This window comes from Pseudonocardia petroleophila (assembly GCF_014235185.1).
Classification (GTDB): Bacteria; Actinomycetota; Actinomycetes; order Mycobacteriales; family Pseudonocardiaceae; genus Pseudonocardia; species Pseudonocardia petroleophila.
The window spans coordinates 5,444,321-5,461,406 of record NZ_CP060131.1; the positions used below are offsets into that span (position 1 = coordinate 5,444,321).

Here is a 17,086-nt window from a genome sequence, read left to right on the forward strand (position 1 = left end):
CAGCTGGCGTGACGCCCGGTGACCTTCTGGTTTCCGCCGTTTCCGGCGACTTGGGCAACTTCGAGATGAGTTGGAGTGCGGCAAACTGGATCAAGTTGCTGGAGAGAGTCGTGGCGTACGACCCTGCGCCTTCCTTGTGCGGCGCTTCCTTCGCATTGTTCTATCGTGTGGCAACCGGGTCTGACACCTTGACAATCGACAACAGCAACTCTCCGGTGAAGTCGCAGTTCATCACGTACCGTATTGCGGGGGGCGGCGTCCCCGTCGGAACGACACGCGAGGTCAAGTCAGGACTACTCGATCCCCCGGCCCTGACTCCTGGTTCTGGGGCCAGGAACTTTCTGTGGTTGACCTTTGGCGCTACCGGCTTTCCTGAGCAGTCCGACCGCTCGTTGATTGGTGCTCCATCCGGGTTCGGAGAACTTGTAGTTGCATCGCAACTCGATGGCTTCGGACAGTCCTTGAGGTACTCACTCGCAGGAGCGGAGCGTAGTTTCGCAGCCAGCTCTCTGGACCCCGCCGCGTATGGGTACTCCAGCTCGTCACAAGCGGTTCGCTGCGATGCCGTCGCGGCGACAGTTGCCATTCCATCGATTGCTGCATCGGGGTTCTTCTTCTGATGGAGAAGTTCGAAGTAGCCCTCGCCGCCCGGGTGCCGCAGTCCTCGGGCTTCCCTCTGCTGACCGAGGTGGACCGGCTGGTCGTCGACTCGGTCAGCTACACCGAGGAACTCAATCGACCAGGGACGTCCGCCCTCACGTGCCCGTTGCGGGCGATGTCATTCGCAGTGAAGACACGCTTGAGCGATCTCGCCACGTTCCCGTCTGAGGTGTGGATCTACTACGGGTCCGAGCGGGTCTGGGCTGGCGAGATCCAGACTCTCGGCGTATCTGACCAGACGGTCAGCCTTAGCTGCGTGGGCTTGCTCGGCTACACGTTTCGCATGGGCGTGACGTCTGATCTCGTTTACACAACCGTCGACCAGTTCTCGATCGCTAAGGGCCTCGTTAATCACTGGCAGGGCCAACCGTACGGAAACTATGGAATCGACACGACTGCTATCGGCCTGTCGGGAGAGAACCGAGACCGGACGTACCTGCGCTCCGAGTTGCACAACGTGGGCACCCGGCTGTCCGAGCTTGGCGCTGTCGAGAACGGTTTCGACACCTGGGTGTCTGCATCCACCCGAGAGCTGATGCTGCAGTACCCGTTCCGTGGGCTCGATCTCTCCGGGTCGGTCTTCCTGGACGACCGCAACATCGACTCTGCGTCGATCGCGATCTCGGTAGCGCCCAGCGATCTCGTCTCCGATGGCGGCTTCACCGGCTCGTCGCAGTCTGCCTCCGGCACGGGATCGTCCCTCTACTCAGCTCGTGCTTCGACAGCGGTCCGCACGTCTTACGGCCGATCCTGGGGTTCTGCGAACTTCGACGGCGTGTCCGTTCAGGCAACGCTCGACGGGCACGGTGACGCCTACCTGGCGGCTCGGGCAGCCCAACTGTTTCAGCCGGGCGTCACCGTCGTGCCGCGCAAAGGCTGCGAGATCAACGACCTGCACCCAGGCGACGTCGTCAGCTACGCCTTCGACGCCGGGCTCGGCCTGCAGACCGGGGTGTTTCGCATCTCGAAGGTAACTGTTAGCGCCGGACAAGACGGCAAGCAGAGACTCGGCTTGGAGTTTGTATGACGGACGTACGCAGATTCGATTCCTTGGAGAAGGTAGTTCGAGACGACCGTCGGGCTCTCGATGATCTCGCCGCCACGGCATTGTCTCGGCTGGGTTCTCACACTCACGGGGACCTGTACTACACCGAAGCGGAGATGAACACGCTTCTAGCGGCGAAGGCCGCTCTCTTGCACGCTCACTCCGGGACAGACATCACCTCAGGCACGATCTCGAACTCGCGACTGCCTACAACGATCACCGGTCGAACGATGAACGGCAACTTCGACCTCAATGGAACCATGTATAGCGCCGCTGCTTCGGGTGCGATCAATGGGCAGAGCGATCACTCATCCCCCTGGTTCGGTCTAGACAACAACGGTCCGTACTACCGGCTCTACTGGTCCGGGTCCAACATCCAGTTCGTCAACTGTGACAACAACACGGTCACCAAGACGTTCGTGATCGATCACCCGATTGACAGTCAGCGGTACCTCGTTCACGCCACCACCGAATCGCCGCACAACGGCGTCGAGTACTGGGGCACTGCGACCGTTCGGAACGGCGAAGCCACGGTGAAGCTCCCCGACTACTTCGAGCCACTGACAGCGGAGACTGGTCGGGCGGTACTTCTGACGCCGATTGCTAACGATCCAGACTGCCCGTTGCCGGAGTGGGCAGTCCCCGTTGAGGGCTCTCCCAAGATTCCGATGCAGCTCATCCCCAACGTTGCATCGACCTACCCGAAGGCCGGGTCTTTCCGGGTGGTCGCTCAGGGAAGCTGCCCACCGCTGTTCGAAGTGTCGTGGCTGGTCAAGGCGGTTCGTCGTGACGTGCCGAGGTTGGATGTTGAACCCAAGAAGAGCGACTATGTATTGATGGGCAATGGGCCCTACACATTCTTGGTCAAGAAGCTCATCAACTTGTAGTGAAGCTGCGAATCGCAGGACGATGCAATGGGGGAAGAGAGTGACCAGTGGGCTTGGACGAGCTGTTCACTGCCGCGCTGGGAGCTGCGCCGCAGCTTGGCGTGGCAGGCATTCTGCTGACCATCTTGATCCTGGTGATCAGAACTGCGTCGGCTGACCGGGTCGACTTTCGAGAGACGCTCTCGGCGGCGGCTCTCCGGCACAAGGAAGAAATCGTTCGGATCAACGGCGACCACGACGCTGAACTGGAAGAGCTGCGCAAAGAGATCAAAGAACTGCGCGCACAGGTAGACGCACTGAACATCACCATCGACGTCGAACGCAAAGCTCGACGTGAGGCCGAGGACGTAGCGGCCAAGGCTCTACGGGACAGCTACCCGCGTCATCGATTGGAAGGCCAGTCATGAGCCTGCGAAAGCTCCTCAGCGGGCGAGAGGCTCCCGCTGGCACCTCGGTCCTGCCTCGCGCCGTCGCGCGCAGACAGGGGCCGTTCTGGCGCCGACCGTGGGTGCTCATCGCTCTCGCCGTTGCGGCTGCTGTCTTCCTGGCGCTGAGCGTGGTGCTCGCGGACCGGGACACGCTTGTCGCCGAGCAGCAGACCAACGCCACCCAGGAAGCTCTGGGGACAGTGTCGGATCCTCTGGCCGAGCTCTGCCGCACGGATCCAGCGATCCGGGTGCGGGTCGGTGACGCCGCCTGTGGTCTGGCACAACGGGCTGTAGACAACCCTGAGATTCCGACGCCTGGACCTGCCGGGGCTGACGGCGAGCGGGGAGCGGAGGGCCGGGGGATCGTTTCGACGTCGCTCGTCGACGGTGCGCTGATCATCAACTACAGCGACGGTTCTCGGGACAACGTCGGTCGAGTGGTCGGAACCGACGGTGTTAGCGGATCGCAGGGGCCCACCGGAGTGGGCATCACCGGGTCGACCATCGAGTCGGGACGTCTGATTCTGACCTTCTCGGATGGCACCACCCGCGACGTCGGCCAGGTTGTTGGTCCAGCTGGAGAGTCGGGCGTTGCAGGTGTCGATGGAGATCCCGGTGCTGATGGCAGCGACGGTCGAGGAGTTGCTTCTGTTGATCAAGTCGATGGGCGTCTGACCGTCGCGTACACGGACGGCGAGATCCAGGACATCGGGCCGCTTCCAGCAGGGCCGGCTGGACCCGCTGGACCTGCGGGAGCCGACGGCAACCCCGCGACCACGCTGGTTCTGCAGGGGGCGGGCCCGCTCGGCGGCGACCTCAGTTGTGCGCGCACCAACGAGGACCCGACGGCGCCGATCTACACCTGCAGTTGACGAGCCTGGAAGCATCATCGACATGAGTGGCGACGCTGCCGGTTCCGGCCCAATCCTTCAGCTCACCGACGTGGTCAGCACCGAGCTGGTCACGGCTCTGAAAGAGCACACCCAGGCGATGAAGGATTTGACGGGGAAGCTGGACATGCACGCGGATCAGATGAAGAGGCTCGCTGATGCCGCCGAGGACGGGCTGTTTCAGAAATAGAGGTTTGGGCCATATCCAGCATCCCCGCTGGTCACTGCTTCGCGGTCGCATCCGTGGACGTATGCAGCCGCGTCCCGGTCATGCCGCATCCGCCTCGGCATCCTCGATCGCAGCCAGTGCCTGCGAGACGCGGTAGCCCCAGACGCGGCGCTTCGTACCCGCGACGGCGTCGAGGATGTAGTCCCGGTCAGCCGACAGCCCAAGGGAAGACATCAGCTGCGTCAGCTCGCGGCTGTTGATGCCCAGCTCACGCTGAAGTTCGAAGCTGGCCCGGAACTCGTTGCCCGGGCGGAGCAGGTACTCGCGGAGCGCGATCAGGTTCTCCGGCAGCTCGTCGGCTTCTACGTCGGGCTGTGCGGGCTCGATCGGGTTCACCGGCCCCTCTCCCCCGCCACCCGGGTTCCAGCCGTCACCGTGGCCCTGGTCCCGTCGCAGCGCGGCTCCTCGGCGGCAGAGGGCTTCCCACTCCTCGTCGGGTACCTCGAAGGTCCGCAGCGTCGGGTAGCTGGCGACGGCCGACTCGTTGTCATCGTCGTCGGGTACGAGGATCCCGACGCCCTTGAGCCAGTCATCCTGCGCGGTGCTGTAGCCGCGAGCGCTGAAGTCGGGGCCGAGGATCATGTCGCTGTTCCAGCGATCCCGAGTGCGCAGCGCGAAGCGGGTCATGAGCACCGCCCGTAGCCCCTTGGGAAGTGAGTCGTCATCAGGGCGCTGTGTAAGCAGCAGCAGGATGATGCCGGAGGAGCGGGCGTTTTTCGCAAGGTGCGTTAGCTTGCGCGAGATCAGTTGCCCGAGCGTCGGCGGCTTGCGTTCGTCGGAGCCCGGGTCCGGCGTGGTGTTGCCGGTGAAGTTCTGCAGCTCGTCGATGAGCACCAGCATCAGCGGCATGGGGTCGTCAGCATCGCGTGAGCGGCCCTCGGTGAGCTTGCTTCCTGTACGCCGGGCGTTGCGAGCATCCATCTCCGCGATGACCCGATCGAGCATCGCGTTGACGCGAGCAGCGGCGTTGTCGTCGTAGCCGCGCACGTAAGCAGCAGCAGTCTGTTCAGCAGCAGCCCAGGCGTCATCGCCCTTGCCGTTGGCGATGAGCAGCACTGCACCCGGGTCGAGCACGAAGGGAGCAGCAGCGCTTCGACCTGCGAAGGTCTTGCCCGCGTTGGGAGCAGCACCGATGAGCATGTTGGAGCCGACCAGCCGGAGCTTGATCTCTCGGCCGCGAGCATCGAGCCCGAAGGGAGCACCCCGCCAGGCGTTCCAGCTCTGCTCCCCGAGCAACGGGTGGTGGCCCGAGCCAGCAGCGAAGGGGTCACCCTTGGTTGCCCAGATCGAGAGCCGACCAGCGTGCCCGCCGTCGCTTCGAACGCGCGCAAGCACCAGGCCGTTCTCGTCGAGCGCGAGCGCAGAAGCGAGCCGCTCCTTCGAGGCAATGGCGGCAGCAGCGGTGATGCCGGGCGGGAGGTCGATGGTGACCGTGGAGCCCTTGCCGTCCGCGTGGGGACGCTCGACCATCGTGACCGTCTGATCCTTCTTGATCAGCCCCGAGGCTAGGAACGCGGCGTTGAGCTGTTCGATGCCAGCCCAGAGCAGGTCACCGTGCGAGCGAGGAGCGACCTTGCCGGGTGCTTGTCGTCCCGCGAGCACGAGCATCGACCAGATCGCGAGCACCACGGAGAACTGCACCCACGGCGGTGTCAGCACCCAGATCAACACGAGGCCGGCTACGAGGACTACGAGGCCGATCAACGTCCCCTTGATCCGAGCGTGCTGATGAGCTCGGATCGCGTCAGCTTCCTTGTAGTAGACGTCTGCGCGAGCGGCTGAGTCTTCGCGCTTCTTGCAGAGCATCCAGTCCCGGTAGCCCCGCAGGACGCGAGCCGTCCCGCGCCCACTCGCGCTCACCGGGTACACCGCGACAGGTGCGACCTTGCGGGCCAGCAGCACCGCCTTATCGGGCGGCTTGATCATGAGCGTCACAGCACCTTGACCCCGTTCGTCTTCGGGGGCTCCAGAGCCTCGATGAGCTTGCCTGCTTTGGGGTGTCCGACCCCGCAGAGTTCGATGACCTTGCGCTTGCTCGGCACCTCGCCGCCGTGGTCCGCCATCCAGGCCCTCAGCTGGTCGAGCTTGGCCCCATCTCCGGGTGCACGGCTCTCCGCCTCCGGTTCGTCATCCGGTTCGACAGCGGGCTCCTCAGGGGCCGACTCGTCTTCGCCTTCCTTCACCGGCGGGGAGGGGATGTCTTCGTTCGGCTGAGGGTCAGGTCCCCAGATCCAAGCGCCTTCATCCTCGCGATTCAGCAGCACCGCGAGGTGAGTTACCGCGCCGAACATGGCCGGGGGCACTGCCGAGACCAGGACGATCACCCACCATGGAGGGACGATTCCGTATGCGGCCATGCCGTGCTGACCGGCGTTGCCAAGAATTGACAGGATGATGCAGAACCAGCTCAGTCTCCGGGCGAGACGGGAAGCGGCCGGAGAGGCTCGCTGTGTCAACCAAACTCGAATCGCTACGGCACCAGCTGCGTCGACGGTGATTGGCAAAAGCCAGGCAAGCGGAACGCCTAGGAACGTGTCCGAGATTCCGCATGCGATTGCGAGGTCTCGAAGGGTAGTAAAGGTGAGGATTGCAGCTGCACCAGCCACAACAGCAAGCCCTGCCCAGGTAACTACTCCAGGGCTTGCGCCCTTCTTCCGGGTAGCGATAGTGGCCTCCGGGTTTGATCTGATGTCTGTCAGGTCGCAGGTTACGTTTAAGTCTTCGACCGATCCATCAGTGGACGCAGAAACCGTTCCGGCATTCGGGTCGATTCACGAACGCGATACGACAGGCTGTTTCAAGACATTGTTACGTCCGCCAGGCTCGCCGACATGATCTTGGAGTAGCGTTCGCGGAGCAGCGCGCCCGTCGTTGTCGCTCACTGTGACCGGCCTCCCGGTGTCGGAGATGCGGTCACGGAGAGCAACTGAGTACGGTCGAGGGATGGCTGGACTCGATGGGTGCCTGCATGTTGTATTCGTCTGTACCGGCAACATCTGCCGCTCCCCCCTCGCCGAGAAGGTCGTCGCCGCGGAGCTGGAGCGGGCCGGCCTCGCCGACGGCGTGACCGTCTCCAGCGCGGGCACCGGCGGCTGGCACGTCGGCTCCCCCGCCGACGACCGGGCCGCCGCCCTGCTCCGCGCCGAGGGCTACCCCGACGAGCACGCGGCCCGCCAGGTCGACGCCGAGCAGCTGGGTGCCGACCTGCTCGTCGCACTGGACCGGTCGCACCTGCGGGCCCTGCAGCGGATGGTCCCCGAGCCCGACCGCGTCCGCCTGCTGCGCTCGTTCGACCCCGACGCCCCCGAGGGCGCGGAGGTCCCCGACCCCTACTACGGCGAGGCCGACGGGTTCGCCGAGGTGCTGGCCATGATCCGCGCCGCGACCCCCGGCATCCTCGACTGGGTGCGCGAGAACCGCTGAGGCGGCCTCAGGGGACGGTCGCCACCAGCTCGGCCAGCGCGTCGCGCAGCGCACCGGCCAGCACGGCGACGTCGGGCATCGCGTCGCGGTCGGCGGTGAGCCCGTAGTGCATGGCGCCGTCGTAGGAGGTCACCCCGATCGCGACGGCCTGCCCGCCGGCCAGCGGCACCACCGGGAACATGTCGATCATCCGCGCGCCGAGCGCGTAGAGCGGGCGGGGCGGGCCGGGCACGTTGGTGATCAGCACGTTGTACAGCTGGCTGGAGTACTGGCTGGTCAGCCGCGCGGCCAGGCTGTGCACGACCGGCGGCGCGAGCCCGACGAGCCCGATCAGCCGGGCCGCCCCGACCGCCCGTCCGCCGCGCTTGTGCGCCTCCATCGCCCCGCGCACCGCCGACAGCCGGGCCACCGGGTCCTCCTCGGCCACCGGAAGGTCGACGAAGTACGCGGAGATGCTGTTGCCCGCCGAGCCCGTGCCCGCCGTCCCGGACCGGGCCCGGACCGAGACGGGCACCAGCGCGCGGACGGTCGTGCCGTGCGTCAGCGGCTCGCCGCGGCTGATCATCCAGCTGCGCAGCGCCCCGGCGACGACGGCCAGCACCACGTCGTTGACGGTGCCGCCGTGCGCCCTGCGGACGGCGCGGTGGTCGGCGAGCGGGGTGCGCGCGGTCCCGTAGCGGCGCTGCGAGCCGGTGACGGCGTTGAGCGGGTGCACCGGACGGGTGCGGGCGGCGGTGCGGCCGGTGTCGAGCGCGGCCTCGACCGTGCGCCCGATCGCGGTCGCCGCGTAGCGGACGTCCCCGAGGATCCGGCCGGTCACGTCGAGGGCCAGCTGCGGGCGGCGCAGCGTGTCGATCACCGCCGACGCCGCCAGCTCCAGCCCCCACGGCTCGCGCGCGGGCCGCCAGTCGTCGTCGGGGGTCGCGCGGGGTTCGGGGGTGAGGTCGAGCAGCACCGCCCCGATGTCGACGGACGCGAGCCCGTCGACCATCGCGTGGTGGGTCTTGGTGACCACCGCGAGCCGCCCGTCGGCCAGGCCCTCCACCAGGTAGATCTCCCACAGCGGGCGGGAGCGGTCGAGCTGCCGCGACAGCAGCCGCCCGACCAGCTCGTGCAGGACCTCCTCGGTGCCCGGCGCGGCGAGCGCGGAGCGCCGCACGTGGTAGGCCAGGTCGAACTCGGGGTCGTCCACCCACACCGGCAGCCCGAGCCGGCCCGGCACCTCGCGCACCTTCTGCCGGTAGCGCGGCACCAGCCCGAGCCGCTGTCCGATCAGCGCGACGAGCGCGTCGACGTCGAACCCCTCACGGGGCTCGAACGTCATCACCCCGCCGACGTGCATCGCCGCCGTGTCGTGCTCGGCGTACAGGAACGAGGCGTCGAGCGGCGAGAGGCGGTCGGGCACGGTGGAGTCCTACCACTCCGGCCGTCACCACCCCCGCAGCGGGAAGCCGGAACGGCCGTCGCCGTGCACCCGCTCACCGAGCACCTGGTGCAGCTGGATGTTGTCGCGCTCGAACCCGAGCCGGCATGCGGCCATGTAGAGCCGCCACACCTTCGCCTTGCCGACGCCGACCTCCGCCACCGCCTCGTCCCAGTGCGCCTCGAGGTTGTCGCCCCACCCGTGCAGGGTCCGCGCGTAGTGCTCGCGGAAGTTCTCCTCGTGGCGGATCTCGAACCCGGCGTCGTTCATCGTCGAGATCACGTGGCCGACGGTGTGCAGCTCGCCGTCGGGGAAGATGTAGCGGCCGATGAACGGGTCGAGCCGGCGCGCGGGCGTGCGCGACTCGGTGATGCAGTGGTTGAGCAGGCGCCCGCCGGGCCGCAGCCGCGCGTGCAGCGAGGCGAAGTAGCGCGGCAGCTGCGCGCGTCCGATGTGCTCGGTCAGCCCGATCGAGCTGATCGCGTCGAACTCGGTCTCCGGGGCGTCGCGGTAGTCGACGTGGCGCACCTCGGCGAGCCCGTCGAGGCCGCGGCGGGTGATCTCGGCCTGCGCCCAGGCCGCCTGGTTGGCCGAGAGCGTCACCCCCAGCGCCTTGACGCCGTGCTCCGCGGCCGCGTGCATGACCATGCCGCCCCAGCCGCAGCCGACGTCGAGCAGGCGCATGCCCGGCTCCAGCGCCAGCTTCTGCGACACCAGCTCGTGCTTCTCGGCCTGCGCCTCCTCCAGCGTGGCCGTGGCCGTCGGGTACACCGCGCAGGTGTAGGCCATCGACGGCCCGAGGACCCACTCGTAGAAGGCGTTGGACACGTCGTAGTGGTGGGAGATGACCTTGCGGTCGCGCGCCTTCGAGTGCAGCCGGCCCGGCGGGACGAACTCGAACTCCGGCGGCGGCATCCGGTGCTTGAGCCACACCGGCACGAGCTGGCGCGCCAACCTGATCCGCTGCGCGCGCGGGATGTCGTGCAGGATCACGTCCGGCATCGCGGCGAGGATCCCGTAGAGCTCGCCCTCGACCTCGATCTCCCCCGTGACGTACCCCCGCGCGAGCCCGAGCGTGCCCGGCGCCGTCACCAGCCGGGCCATCGCCCGCGGTGAGGTGATCCGGATCGCCGCCTCGGCGCTGTCGGGCCCCGCCTTGCTGCCGTCGTAGCCGATGATCCGCACCGGAACGTCGGCACCGAGGACACTCGAGATGATCTCTGCGACCTGCATCATGGCCTCCCCGTGACCTTGGTGTAGAGGTCGGGCAGCCTGCCGTCCGGGTCGTAGCGATCCTTGAGCGTCCGGTAGGCGGGCCCGTTGTAGTGCTGCCAGAACTCAGGCTCGTCGTAGTGCACCGTGGAGTACAGCGACTTGTGGCCCCCGAGCTCGGCGACAAGGTCCTCCACGCGTCTGTTGTGGCCCTCCGGGTCCCCCGGGACCTCGGGCACGGTCGACCAGAACCCCACGTTGACGTAGAGCTCGTGGGGCTTCATCGGGTACAGCGGCCAGGTGCGCTCGCCGCGCAGCGTCAGCGGGCACAGCCAGACCGGCTCGATGCCGACGTCGCGCTGGAACGCGTCGAGGAACTCCGGGAGCCGCTCCACCGGGATCTCGACGTCCTGGATCACCGGCTCCTCCTGCGGCTGCCGCAGCAGGCTGCGGATCCGCGAGGAGAACCTCGTGCGGCGGTCGAGCGCCACGATCCGGCGGTACACGTCGGACCGCCGGTAGCGGCCCGGCCACACGCGGCGGACCAGCGGGTGCTGGGCGCCGAGTGCCGCGGAGCACCAGAACCAGTCGGTGTCCCAGCGCCACAGGTAGTCGTGGATGGTCAGGTGGTCGGTCCTGCGCTCGCGCACGGACCTGTAGAACACCTGCTGTCCGGTGTAGTCGCTGACGCCGGGGCCGGGGTCGTCGGTCAGGTGCGCCAGCGTCAGGTACTGCTCGTCGCGGGTGAACACGACGCCGTCGACGAAGTCGGCGTCGGACGCGCACGCCTCGCGGATCGCCTCGACCAGGTCCCCCGTCGCGACGCGCCGGTGCTCCAGCCGCACGTACGGCGTGACCGGCAGCAGGTCGATCTCCAGCCGCAGGGCGTACCCGAGCGTGGCGTAGGAGTTCGCGAACCCGGCGAACAGGTCGGCGTGCTCGCCGTCGGGCCGGGCGGTGACCAGCTCCCCGTTCGGCAGCAGCACGTCCATCTCGCGCACCGACTCGTGCGGCAGGCCGTGCCGGAACGACGTCGACTCGATCCCCAGGCCCGTGACGGCCCCGCCGAGGGTGATGGTCTTGAGCTGCGGCACGACGAGCGGCATCAGGCCGTGCGCGAGCGTGACGTCGACGAGGTGCTCGTAGGTGGTCATGCCCTGCACCTGCGCGGTGCGCGCGACCGGGTCGACCTCGATCACGCCGGTGAACGCCGACGTGTCGAGCCTGCGGTCGTCGGCGCCGCCGGTGCCGAACCGGAACAGGTTGGAGGTGCGCTTGCCCAGCCGCACCCGCTCCCCCGGCGGCACGGCCCGGTACTGCCGCACGAGCTCGGCGACGGCGGCGTCGTGCACGGCGCGGGGGACGGTGGGCGGGGAGGTGACGTGCAGCCCGGCGCTCATGTCGAGGGACGCTAGTACTCCGGTGCCGCACTGCCCACCCCGTTGGACAGGGCTGATTCGTCACATCGGAGTGACGGCAGGGTCATCGGGCCACGCGGCCGCTCCCCTGTGGACGCCGGGGGCGGGTCCGGGTCAGCGGCGGGCGCGCACCAGGCCCGGGAGGGCGGACAGGCCGGTCGTCGGGTGGAACGCCTCGGCCGCGGCGGTGAGGGCCCCGTGCTCGGACCCCGTCAGCACGATGTCGGCGGCCGCGGCGTTGCGCTCCACCTGGGCGACGCTCGACGCCCCCGGGATCGCGACGACGTTCGGGAAGTGCACCAGCCAGGCCAGTGCGATCTGGGCGGGCGTGGCGTCGTGGGCCGAGGCGACGTCGCGCAGCAGGTCGAGCAGCGGGGCGGCGGCGGCCATGTTCTCCGGCAGGAACATCGCGTTGGTCGCCCGCACACCCCCGCTCGGGCGGTGGTCGGCCCCGTAGCGCCCGGACAGCAGGCCCTGGGCCAGCGGGCTGTAGGCCATCACGATGTGCCCGGTGCGCTGCGCCCACGGCAGCATCTCGGCCATCGGGTCGCGCGAGACCAGGCTGAACTGCACCTGGTTGGACAGGATCCGCTGCCCTCCCCTGGCGCCCTCCGCCCGCTGCCAGCGCTTGAGGGAGTAGTTGGAGACCCCCACCTCGTCGATCACGCCGACGTCGCGCAGCGCCTGCATCCCGCGCATCGTCGTGGCGTCGCCGACGACCGGGTTGGGCTGGTGCACCTGGTAGAGGTCGATCTGGCGGACGCCGAGCCGCTGCGCGCTCGCCACGCCCCGCTGCTGCACGATCGCGGCCGTCGGCATCACCGGGAAGACCTTCGACGCCACGACGACGTCGTCGGTGCCGCCGGAGTCCTTCAGCGCCTTCCCGAGGATCCGCTCGCTGCGCCCGAAGCCGTAGACCTCGGCGGTGTCGAACACCGTGATCCCCAGCTCCCGGGCCCGCGCGACGATCCGCGCGGCCTCCCCGTCGGCGTAGTCGGTGCCGTAGCCCCACTCACGGGACCCGAACTGCCACGTGCCCAGGCCGATGACGGAGTAGGGCTTGGCGGTGGCGATGTCGAGATGGCGCATGCCCCCGTTGTACCCGGATCAGGTGTGCTCGGTCAGGAACTCGTCGAGGAACACCCAGGTCGACGTGCGGGCGCGACGACCGGTCAGCACCCCGAGGTGACCGCCCGGAGCGCTCTCGAACCGGACGTCCGGTGAGCCGGTGAGCAGCTCCGCCACGCGCTCGACCGCGGCCAGCGGCGCGATCACGTCGTTCCGCCCCCCGACGACCAGCACGGGCACGTCGATCTCCTTGAGCGCGATGGTGCGCCCGGCGAGGTCGAGGGTGCCGTCGGCGAGGTCGTTGCTGCGCAGCAGCAGGTGGTAGATCTGCCCGAACACGCGGCCGGGGTAGCCGTGCATGTGGGTCATCATGTGGTCGACGGCCTCGATCTGGGCCAGGCAGTCGCGGTCGTCGAGCCGCGAGAGGACCGTCAGCGGCTTGGTGACGAGCCGGTCGACCGCCGTCAGCTGGAACGCCCAGCTCACCAGCGGCGCCGGGAAGCTGCCGATGGCCTGGTAGACCGCCGAGAGCCCGAGCCCGCCGGTGACGGCCGCGAGCGGGCGCAGCGGGGCCACCAGCGGCACCGCGGCGATGTCGATCGGGCTGCCGATCACCGACAGCGTGTGGATGGGCAGCGTCACGTCGGCCGCGGTGGCGAGCAGGCAGAAGATCCCGCCCAGCGACCACCCCAGCAGGTCGACGCCGTCGGCGCCGGTGTCCGCGCAGGTGTCGCGGACCGCGCGCGGCACCACGTCGTCGACCCAGTGCTCCATGCCCAGCGCGCGGTCGGCGAAGCGGATCGGGCCGTAGTCGACGAGGAACACGGTGCGCCCGGTGGCCAGCAGGTGCTGCACGAGCGAGCAGCCGCGGCGCAGGTCGTAGGCGAAGTCGGGGGCCCCCAGCGGCGGCACCAGCAGCACCGGCGGGGCGTCGAGCACCGGCACGCCGGCCAGCGGGCGGTAGCGGTACAGCGTGGCCGCCGGCGAGCCGGTGATGGCGTCGCGCGGCATGCGCCGCAGGTCGGCGACACCCCCGCGCACCGCCTTGTCGACGGCGTTGACCGCTGCGGCGGGGATCCGGTCGACCAGGCTCACCCCGACGACCCTAGTCGTCCGCGTCCCCGGCCGCGGCCCGCGCGGGCCGTCGTCGGCACCGGCGAGCCGTTCCCGGTTACCGGCCGGTATGTGAGACTGGCGGCCATGCAGCGCGACCTCTTCGACGCCGACCACGACGCGTTCCGCGACACCGTGCGGACCTTCCTCGCCAAGGAGGTGCTCCCCCACCACGACCAGTGGGAGGCCGACGGCCACGTCGACCGCGCGGTGTGGAAGGCCGCGGGCGCCTCCGGCCTGCTGGGCACCGACGTGCCCGAGGAGTTCGGCGGCGGCGGCGTCGAGGACTTCCGCTACAACTGCATCGTCACCGAGGAGATCTCCCGCGCCGGCACCTCGGGCCTGGGCTTCCCGCTGCAGAACGACGTGATCGCGCCCTACCTGCTCCGCCTCGCCACCGACGAGCAGAAGAAGCGCTGGCTCCCCGGCTTCTGCTCGGGCGAGATCATCACCGCGATCGCGATGACGGAGCCGGGCACCGGCAGCGACCTGCAGGGCATCGCGACCACCGCGAAGAAGCAGGACGACGGCAGCTGGCTGCTCAACGGCGCCAAGACGTTCATCACCAACGGCATCCTGTCCGACCTGGTGATCGTCGTGGCGAAGACCGACCCCGAGGCCGGGGCCCGCGGGTTCAGCCTGCTCGTCGTCGAGCGCGGGATGGAGGGCTTCGAGCGCGGCCGCAACCTCCAGAAGGTCGGCATGAAGGCCCAGGACACCGCGGAGCTGTCCTTCACCGACGTGCGCGTGCCCGCCGAGAACCTGCTCGGCGAGGAGGGGCAGGGGTTCATCTACCTCATGCAGAACCTCGCGCAGGAGCGCCTGTCGATCGCCGTCGGCTCGATCGCGGGCGCCGCGCAGGCCCTGGAGCTCACGCTCGACTACGTCAAGGAGCGCAAGGCGTTCGGCAAGCCCGTCGCGGCGTTCCAGAACACCCGCTTCGAGCTGGCCGAGATGGACACCGAGGTCACGGTGACCCAGGTGTTCGTCGACCGGTGCATCCGGCAGCACGTCGAGGGCGAGCTGTCGATCTCCGACGCCGCGAAGGCCAAGTGGTGGGCCTCCGACGTGCTCAAGCGCGTGGTCGACCGCTGCGTGCAGCTGCACGGCGGCTACGGCTACATGCTCGAGTACCCGATCGCGAAGGCGTTCGTCGACTCGCGCGTGCAGTCGATCTACGGCGGCACGAACGAGATCATGAAGGAGATCATCGGCCGGTCCCTGATCGGCTAGGCGCGCCTCAGCGGCCGGCGCAGACGCGCTCGATCTCGGTGACGGCGGCCAGGATCCGCTGCGCGTCGAGCTGCACGGCGTCCCGGGCGGCGTTGCCGTCCGGGCCCAGCTGCTCCCGCCCCTGGGCGTCGAGGTCGTCGATGGCGGCGACGAGCTCGGCCTGGGCGGCGACGATCTCCGGGTCGGTGACGCCCCCGGTGGTGGCCACCTGACGCGCGCCGAGCAGCAGCACCGCGACCCCGGCCGGCAGCACCGGCATCCGGGTCATCGCGTCGGCGGCCTGGCGCACCACCGACTGGGAGTCGGTGTAGTCCTCGCAGACGACGTCCTCGGGCGTCGCGGCGACGGCGCCCGAGGGACCCGGCGCGGCGCTCGCGGGAGCGGGCGCCTCGGGGGCGGGGGCGGCGGTGCTGCAGCCGGCGAGCACGCTCAGGGCGGCGAGGGTCGTGACGAGGGCGATGGCGGGGCGCTTCATGCCACCACGCTCGCACGGATCCGGGCGCGCTCGGTCTCCACGTCGACCGTGGCGGGCGGGAAGCGGGGGTCGATTTCGGTGAGGGTCTCCGCGAGGATCGACGCGATCGCCCAGTTCCGGTACCACTTGCGGTCCGACGGCACGACGTACCACGGCGCGGTCCCGGAGTCGGTCTCGCGCACGGCGTCGGTGTAGGCCTGCTGGTAGGCGGGCCACTTCGCGCGTGAGTCGAGGTCGGCGGTGTTGTACTTCCACACCTTCGCCGGGTCGTCGAGCCGGGCGAGGAGCCGCTCCGCCTGCTCCTCCGGCGAGATGTGCAGCATGCACTTGACGATCGCGACGCCCTGCGCGGCGAGCTCGGACTCGAACGCGGTGATCTCGGCGTAGCGACCGCGCCAGACGTCCTCGGGGACCAGCGAGTCGACCCGGGCGATGAGGACGTCCTCGTAGTGCGACCGGTCGAACACCCCGATCTGCCCCGGCGCGGGCACCTTCGGGCGCACCCGCCAGAGGAAGTGGTGGGCCCGTTCCTCGGCGGTGGGCTTCTTGAACGAGGAGATCGTCAGGCCCTGCGGGTTGACCAGCCCGGCGACGTGCCGGATCACCCCGCCCTTGCCGGAGGTGTCCATGCCCTGCAGCACGAGCAGCACGGACCGGGTGCCCCCGCCGACGGCCTCGGCGTAGAGCGCCTCCTGCCGGCCGTCGAGCACGGTGGCCAGGTCGGCCATCGCCTCGGCGGCCGCCGACTTGTCCTTCGGGCCGACCGGCCTGCCCCGCGGGTCGATCTCCGCGAGGTCGAGCTCGGCGGGCGCCCGGAACGTCGAGCGCGCGGTGCTGACCATGATCCCCACCCTAGAGGCAGCTCCCGGCGCGGGCGCCGACGGTGGCGGCGGGCGGGTCAGGCGCGCAGGAGGTGGTCGCCGTCGGTGCCCTCGTCGGGCCCCGTGTCGTCGGGCCCCGCGCCGTCGGACCCCGCGCCGTCGGCCGCCGGCTCGGGGACCCCGTCGTCCGCGGCCGGCCGGTCCCCGCCGGGGGCGGCCAGGCCGGAGAGGTCCAGTTCGAGCCGGAACGGCTCCTCCAGGACGAAGGTCTCCCCCGCGGCCGCGTGGGCGTACTCGTGGAAGCGCCCGCCGATCAGCATGGTGGCGACGGCGAAGGGCTCGTCGTGGTCGACGAGCACGGCGTAGGGGATGCGGCTGCCCGCGTAGAGCTGCGGCTTGAACCAGCGGTCGGCGACCCCGTTCCCGGAGCCGACGACGTCGATCACCACGAGGGCGGCCGACCCGTCACGGACGTCGGACCCGTCCTCGGAGCGGGCGGCGACCACCAGGTCGGGCACCAGGATCCGGCCGGGGCACAGCCGCAGCGCGACGGGCCCGGTGACCTCCAGCCCCTCCGGCAGCGCCTTCTCCACCGCCGCCCGGACGGCCGCGACGGCGGCGGCGTGCCGGTCGTCGGTGGTCGGCGCGACCAGCAGGCTCCCGTCGACCAGCTCGATCCGCCGGTCGCGGGGCAGCGCGAGGTAGGCCTCCTCGGTCCACGGCCCGTCCTGGTCGAGCATCGTGGGGATCCCCCTCCTCCG

Annotated in this window: 18 protein-coding genes; 8 read left to right on the top strand and 10 right to left on the bottom strand. The window is 69.3% G+C overall.

Translation table 11 applies throughout. From position 1 onward, the window contains the following. The first annotated feature begins 8 nt into the window (after positions 1-8). The 6 genes from H6H00_RS26805 (at position 9) to H6H00_RS26830 (ending at position 4,100) form a co-directional block, all read left to right on the top strand. Positions 9-620: a hypothetical protein gene (locus H6H00_RS26805; protein ID WP_185718429.1), complete on the top strand. Its 612-nt coding sequence runs from the start codon at positions 9-11 to the stop codon at positions 618-620. Beyond that, positions 620-1,687 carry a hypothetical protein gene (locus H6H00_RS26810; RefSeq protein ID WP_185718430.1) on the top strand — a complete coding sequence of 356 codons (1,068 nt, stop codon included), beginning with the start codon at positions 620-622 and terminating at the stop codon, positions 1,685-1,687. The genes H6H00_RS26805 and H6H00_RS26810 overlap by 1 nt, the downstream gene beginning before the upstream one ends. A gap of 248 nt (positions 1,688-1,935) precedes the next feature. Then, positions 1,936-2,592, top strand: a complete 657-nt coding sequence (locus H6H00_RS26815; protein WP_185718431.1) for a hypothetical protein — start codon at positions 1,936-1,938, stop codon at positions 2,590-2,592. A 53-nt stretch (positions 2,593-2,645) separates the two neighbouring features. Further along, the gene (locus H6H00_RS26820) at positions 2,646-2,999 is read left to right on the top strand and encodes a hypothetical protein (RefSeq protein WP_185718432.1); all 354 of its coding nucleotides are present in this window, start codon (positions 2,646-2,648) and stop codon (positions 2,997-2,999) included. A 101-nt stretch (positions 3,000-3,100) separates the two neighbouring features. After that, positions 3,101-3,892 (top strand): hypothetical protein, encoded by a 792-nt coding sequence (locus H6H00_RS26825; protein WP_185718433.1) that lies wholly within the window; start codon positions 3,101-3,103, stop codon positions 3,890-3,892. A 22-nt stretch (positions 3,893-3,914) separates the two neighbouring features. Next, entirely contained in the window at positions 3,915-4,100 is a 186-nt protein-coding gene (locus H6H00_RS26830; protein ID WP_185718434.1) for a hypothetical protein, read from the top strand. A gap of 78 nt (positions 4,101-4,178) precedes the next feature. Here H6H00_RS26830 and H6H00_RS26835 read toward each other — a convergent pair whose 3' ends face one another. Both H6H00_RS26835 and H6H00_RS26840 read right to left on the bottom strand, forming a co-directional pair. Beyond that, positions 4,179-6,074, bottom strand: a complete 1,896-nt coding sequence (locus H6H00_RS26835) for a hypothetical protein (RefSeq protein ID WP_185718435.1) — start codon at positions 6,072-6,074, stop codon at positions 4,179-4,181. After that, entirely contained in the window at positions 6,071-6,910 is an 840-nt protein-coding gene (locus H6H00_RS26840) for a DUF2637 domain-containing protein (protein ID WP_369408072.1), read from the bottom strand. The genes H6H00_RS26835 and H6H00_RS26840 overlap by 4 nt, the downstream gene beginning before the upstream one ends. Before the next feature lie 172 nt (positions 6,911-7,082). Between H6H00_RS26840 and H6H00_RS26845 the strand changes: the two genes are divergently transcribed. After that, on the top strand, positions 7,083-7,562 hold the full coding sequence (locus tag H6H00_RS26845; protein WP_185718437.1) for a low molecular weight protein-tyrosine-phosphatase: 480 nt from the start codon (positions 7,083-7,085) through the stop codon (positions 7,560-7,562). Positions 7,563-7,569: 7 nt separating this feature from the next. Here the strand turns inward: H6H00_RS26845 and H6H00_RS26850 are convergent, their stop codons facing one another. From H6H00_RS26850 to H6H00_RS26870, 5 genes are all read right to left on the bottom strand, one after another. After that, entirely contained in the window at positions 7,570-8,967 is a 1,398-nt protein-coding gene (locus H6H00_RS26850; RefSeq protein ID WP_185718438.1) for a WS/DGAT/MGAT family O-acyltransferase, read from the bottom strand. 24 nt (positions 8,968-8,991) lie between these two features. Next, on the bottom strand, positions 8,992-10,218 hold the full coding sequence (locus H6H00_RS26855; protein ID WP_185722805.1) for an SAM-dependent methyltransferase: 1,227 nt from the start codon (positions 10,216-10,218) through the stop codon (positions 8,992-8,994). Next, positions 10,218-11,597, bottom strand: a complete 1,380-nt coding sequence (locus tag H6H00_RS26860) for an FAD-binding oxidoreductase (protein ID WP_185718439.1) — start codon at positions 11,595-11,597, stop codon at positions 10,218-10,220. The genes H6H00_RS26855 and H6H00_RS26860 overlap by 1 nt, the downstream gene beginning before the upstream one ends. Positions 11,598-11,729: 132 nt before the next feature. Further along, the gene (locus H6H00_RS26865) at positions 11,730-12,704 is read right to left on the bottom strand and encodes an aldo/keto reductase (RefSeq protein WP_185718440.1); all 975 of its coding nucleotides are present in this window, start codon (positions 12,702-12,704) and stop codon (positions 11,730-11,732) included. Between the two features lie 18 nt (positions 12,705-12,722). Further along, the gene (locus H6H00_RS26870; protein ID WP_185718441.1) at positions 12,723-13,778 is read right to left on the bottom strand and encodes an alpha/beta hydrolase; all 1,056 of its coding nucleotides are present in this window, start codon (positions 13,776-13,778) and stop codon (positions 12,723-12,725) included. Positions 13,779-13,883: 105 nt separating this feature from the next. On the opposite strand from H6H00_RS26870, the gene H6H00_RS26875 reads away from it, so the two are divergent. After that, positions 13,884-15,029 (top strand): acyl-CoA dehydrogenase family protein, encoded by a 1,146-nt coding sequence (locus H6H00_RS26875; RefSeq protein ID WP_185718442.1) that lies wholly within the window; start codon positions 13,884-13,886, stop codon positions 15,027-15,029. Between the two features lie 7 nt (positions 15,030-15,036). On the opposite strand, the gene H6H00_RS26880 is transcribed toward H6H00_RS26875, so the two are convergent. Genes H6H00_RS26880 through H6H00_RS26890 form a run of 3 tightly spaced genes read right to left on the bottom strand, consistent with a single transcriptional unit; the run spans position 15,037 to position 17,065 of the window. Then, positions 15,037-15,504 carry a hypothetical protein gene (locus H6H00_RS26880; RefSeq protein ID WP_185718443.1) on the bottom strand — a complete coding sequence of 156 codons (468 nt, stop codon included), beginning with the start codon at positions 15,502-15,504 and terminating at the stop codon, positions 15,037-15,039. Beyond that, on the bottom strand, positions 15,501-16,346 hold the full coding sequence (locus H6H00_RS26885) for a PPK2 family polyphosphate kinase (RefSeq protein ID WP_185718444.1): 846 nt from the start codon (positions 16,344-16,346) through the stop codon (positions 15,501-15,503). Before H6H00_RS26885 ends, H6H00_RS26880 begins: the two co-directional genes overlap by 4 nt. A gap of 56 nt (positions 16,347-16,402) precedes the next feature. Then, entirely contained in the window at positions 16,403-17,065 is a 663-nt protein-coding gene (locus H6H00_RS26890; protein WP_185718445.1) for a Uma2 family endonuclease, read from the bottom strand. Positions 17,066-17,086 lie beyond the last annotated feature (21 nt).

What these genes read in the sequence shown, in the direction of transcription:
- H6H00_RS26810 (WP_185718430.1), top strand. Translation starts at nt 620, where the DNA reads ATGGAGAAGTTCGAAGTAGCCCTCGCCGCCCGGGTGCCGCAGTCCTCG.
- H6H00_RS26815 (WP_185718431.1), top strand. Translation starts at nt 1,936, where the DNA reads ATGAACGGCAACTTCGACCTCAATGGAACCATGTATAGCGCCGCTGCT.
- H6H00_RS26830 (WP_185718434.1), top strand. Translation starts at nt 3,915, where the DNA reads ATGAGTGGCGACGCTGCCGGTTCCGGCCCAATCCTTCAGCTCACCGAC.
- H6H00_RS26845 (WP_185718437.1), top strand. Translation starts at nt 7,083, where the DNA reads ATGGCTGGACTCGATGGGTGCCTGCATGTTGTATTCGTCTGTACCGGC.
- H6H00_RS26855 (WP_185722805.1), bottom strand. Translation starts at nt 10,218, where the DNA reads ATGCAGGTCGCAGAGATCATCTCGAGTGTCCTCGGTGCCGACGTTCCG.
- H6H00_RS26860 (WP_185718439.1), bottom strand. Translation starts at nt 11,597, where the DNA reads ATGAGCGCCGGGCTGCACGTCACCTCCCCGCCCACCGTCCCCCGCGCC.
- H6H00_RS26865 (WP_185718440.1), bottom strand. Translation starts at nt 12,704, where the DNA reads ATGCGCCATCTCGACATCGCCACCGCCAAGCCCTACTCCGTCATCGGC.
- H6H00_RS26875 (WP_185718442.1), top strand. Translation starts at nt 13,884, where the DNA reads ATGCAGCGCGACCTCTTCGACGCCGACCACGACGCGTTCCGCGACACC.
- H6H00_RS26880 (WP_185718443.1), bottom strand. Translation starts at nt 15,504, where the DNA reads ATGAAGCGCCCCGCCATCGCCCTCGTCACGACCCTCGCCGCCCTGAGC.
- H6H00_RS26885 (WP_185718444.1), bottom strand. Translation starts at nt 16,346, where the DNA reads ATGGTCAGCACCGCGCGCTCGACGTTCCGGGCGCCCGCCGAGCTCGAC.
- H6H00_RS26890 (WP_185718445.1), bottom strand. Translation starts at nt 17,065, where the DNA reads ATGCTCGACCAGGACGGGCCGTGGACCGAGGAGGCCTACCTCGCGCTG.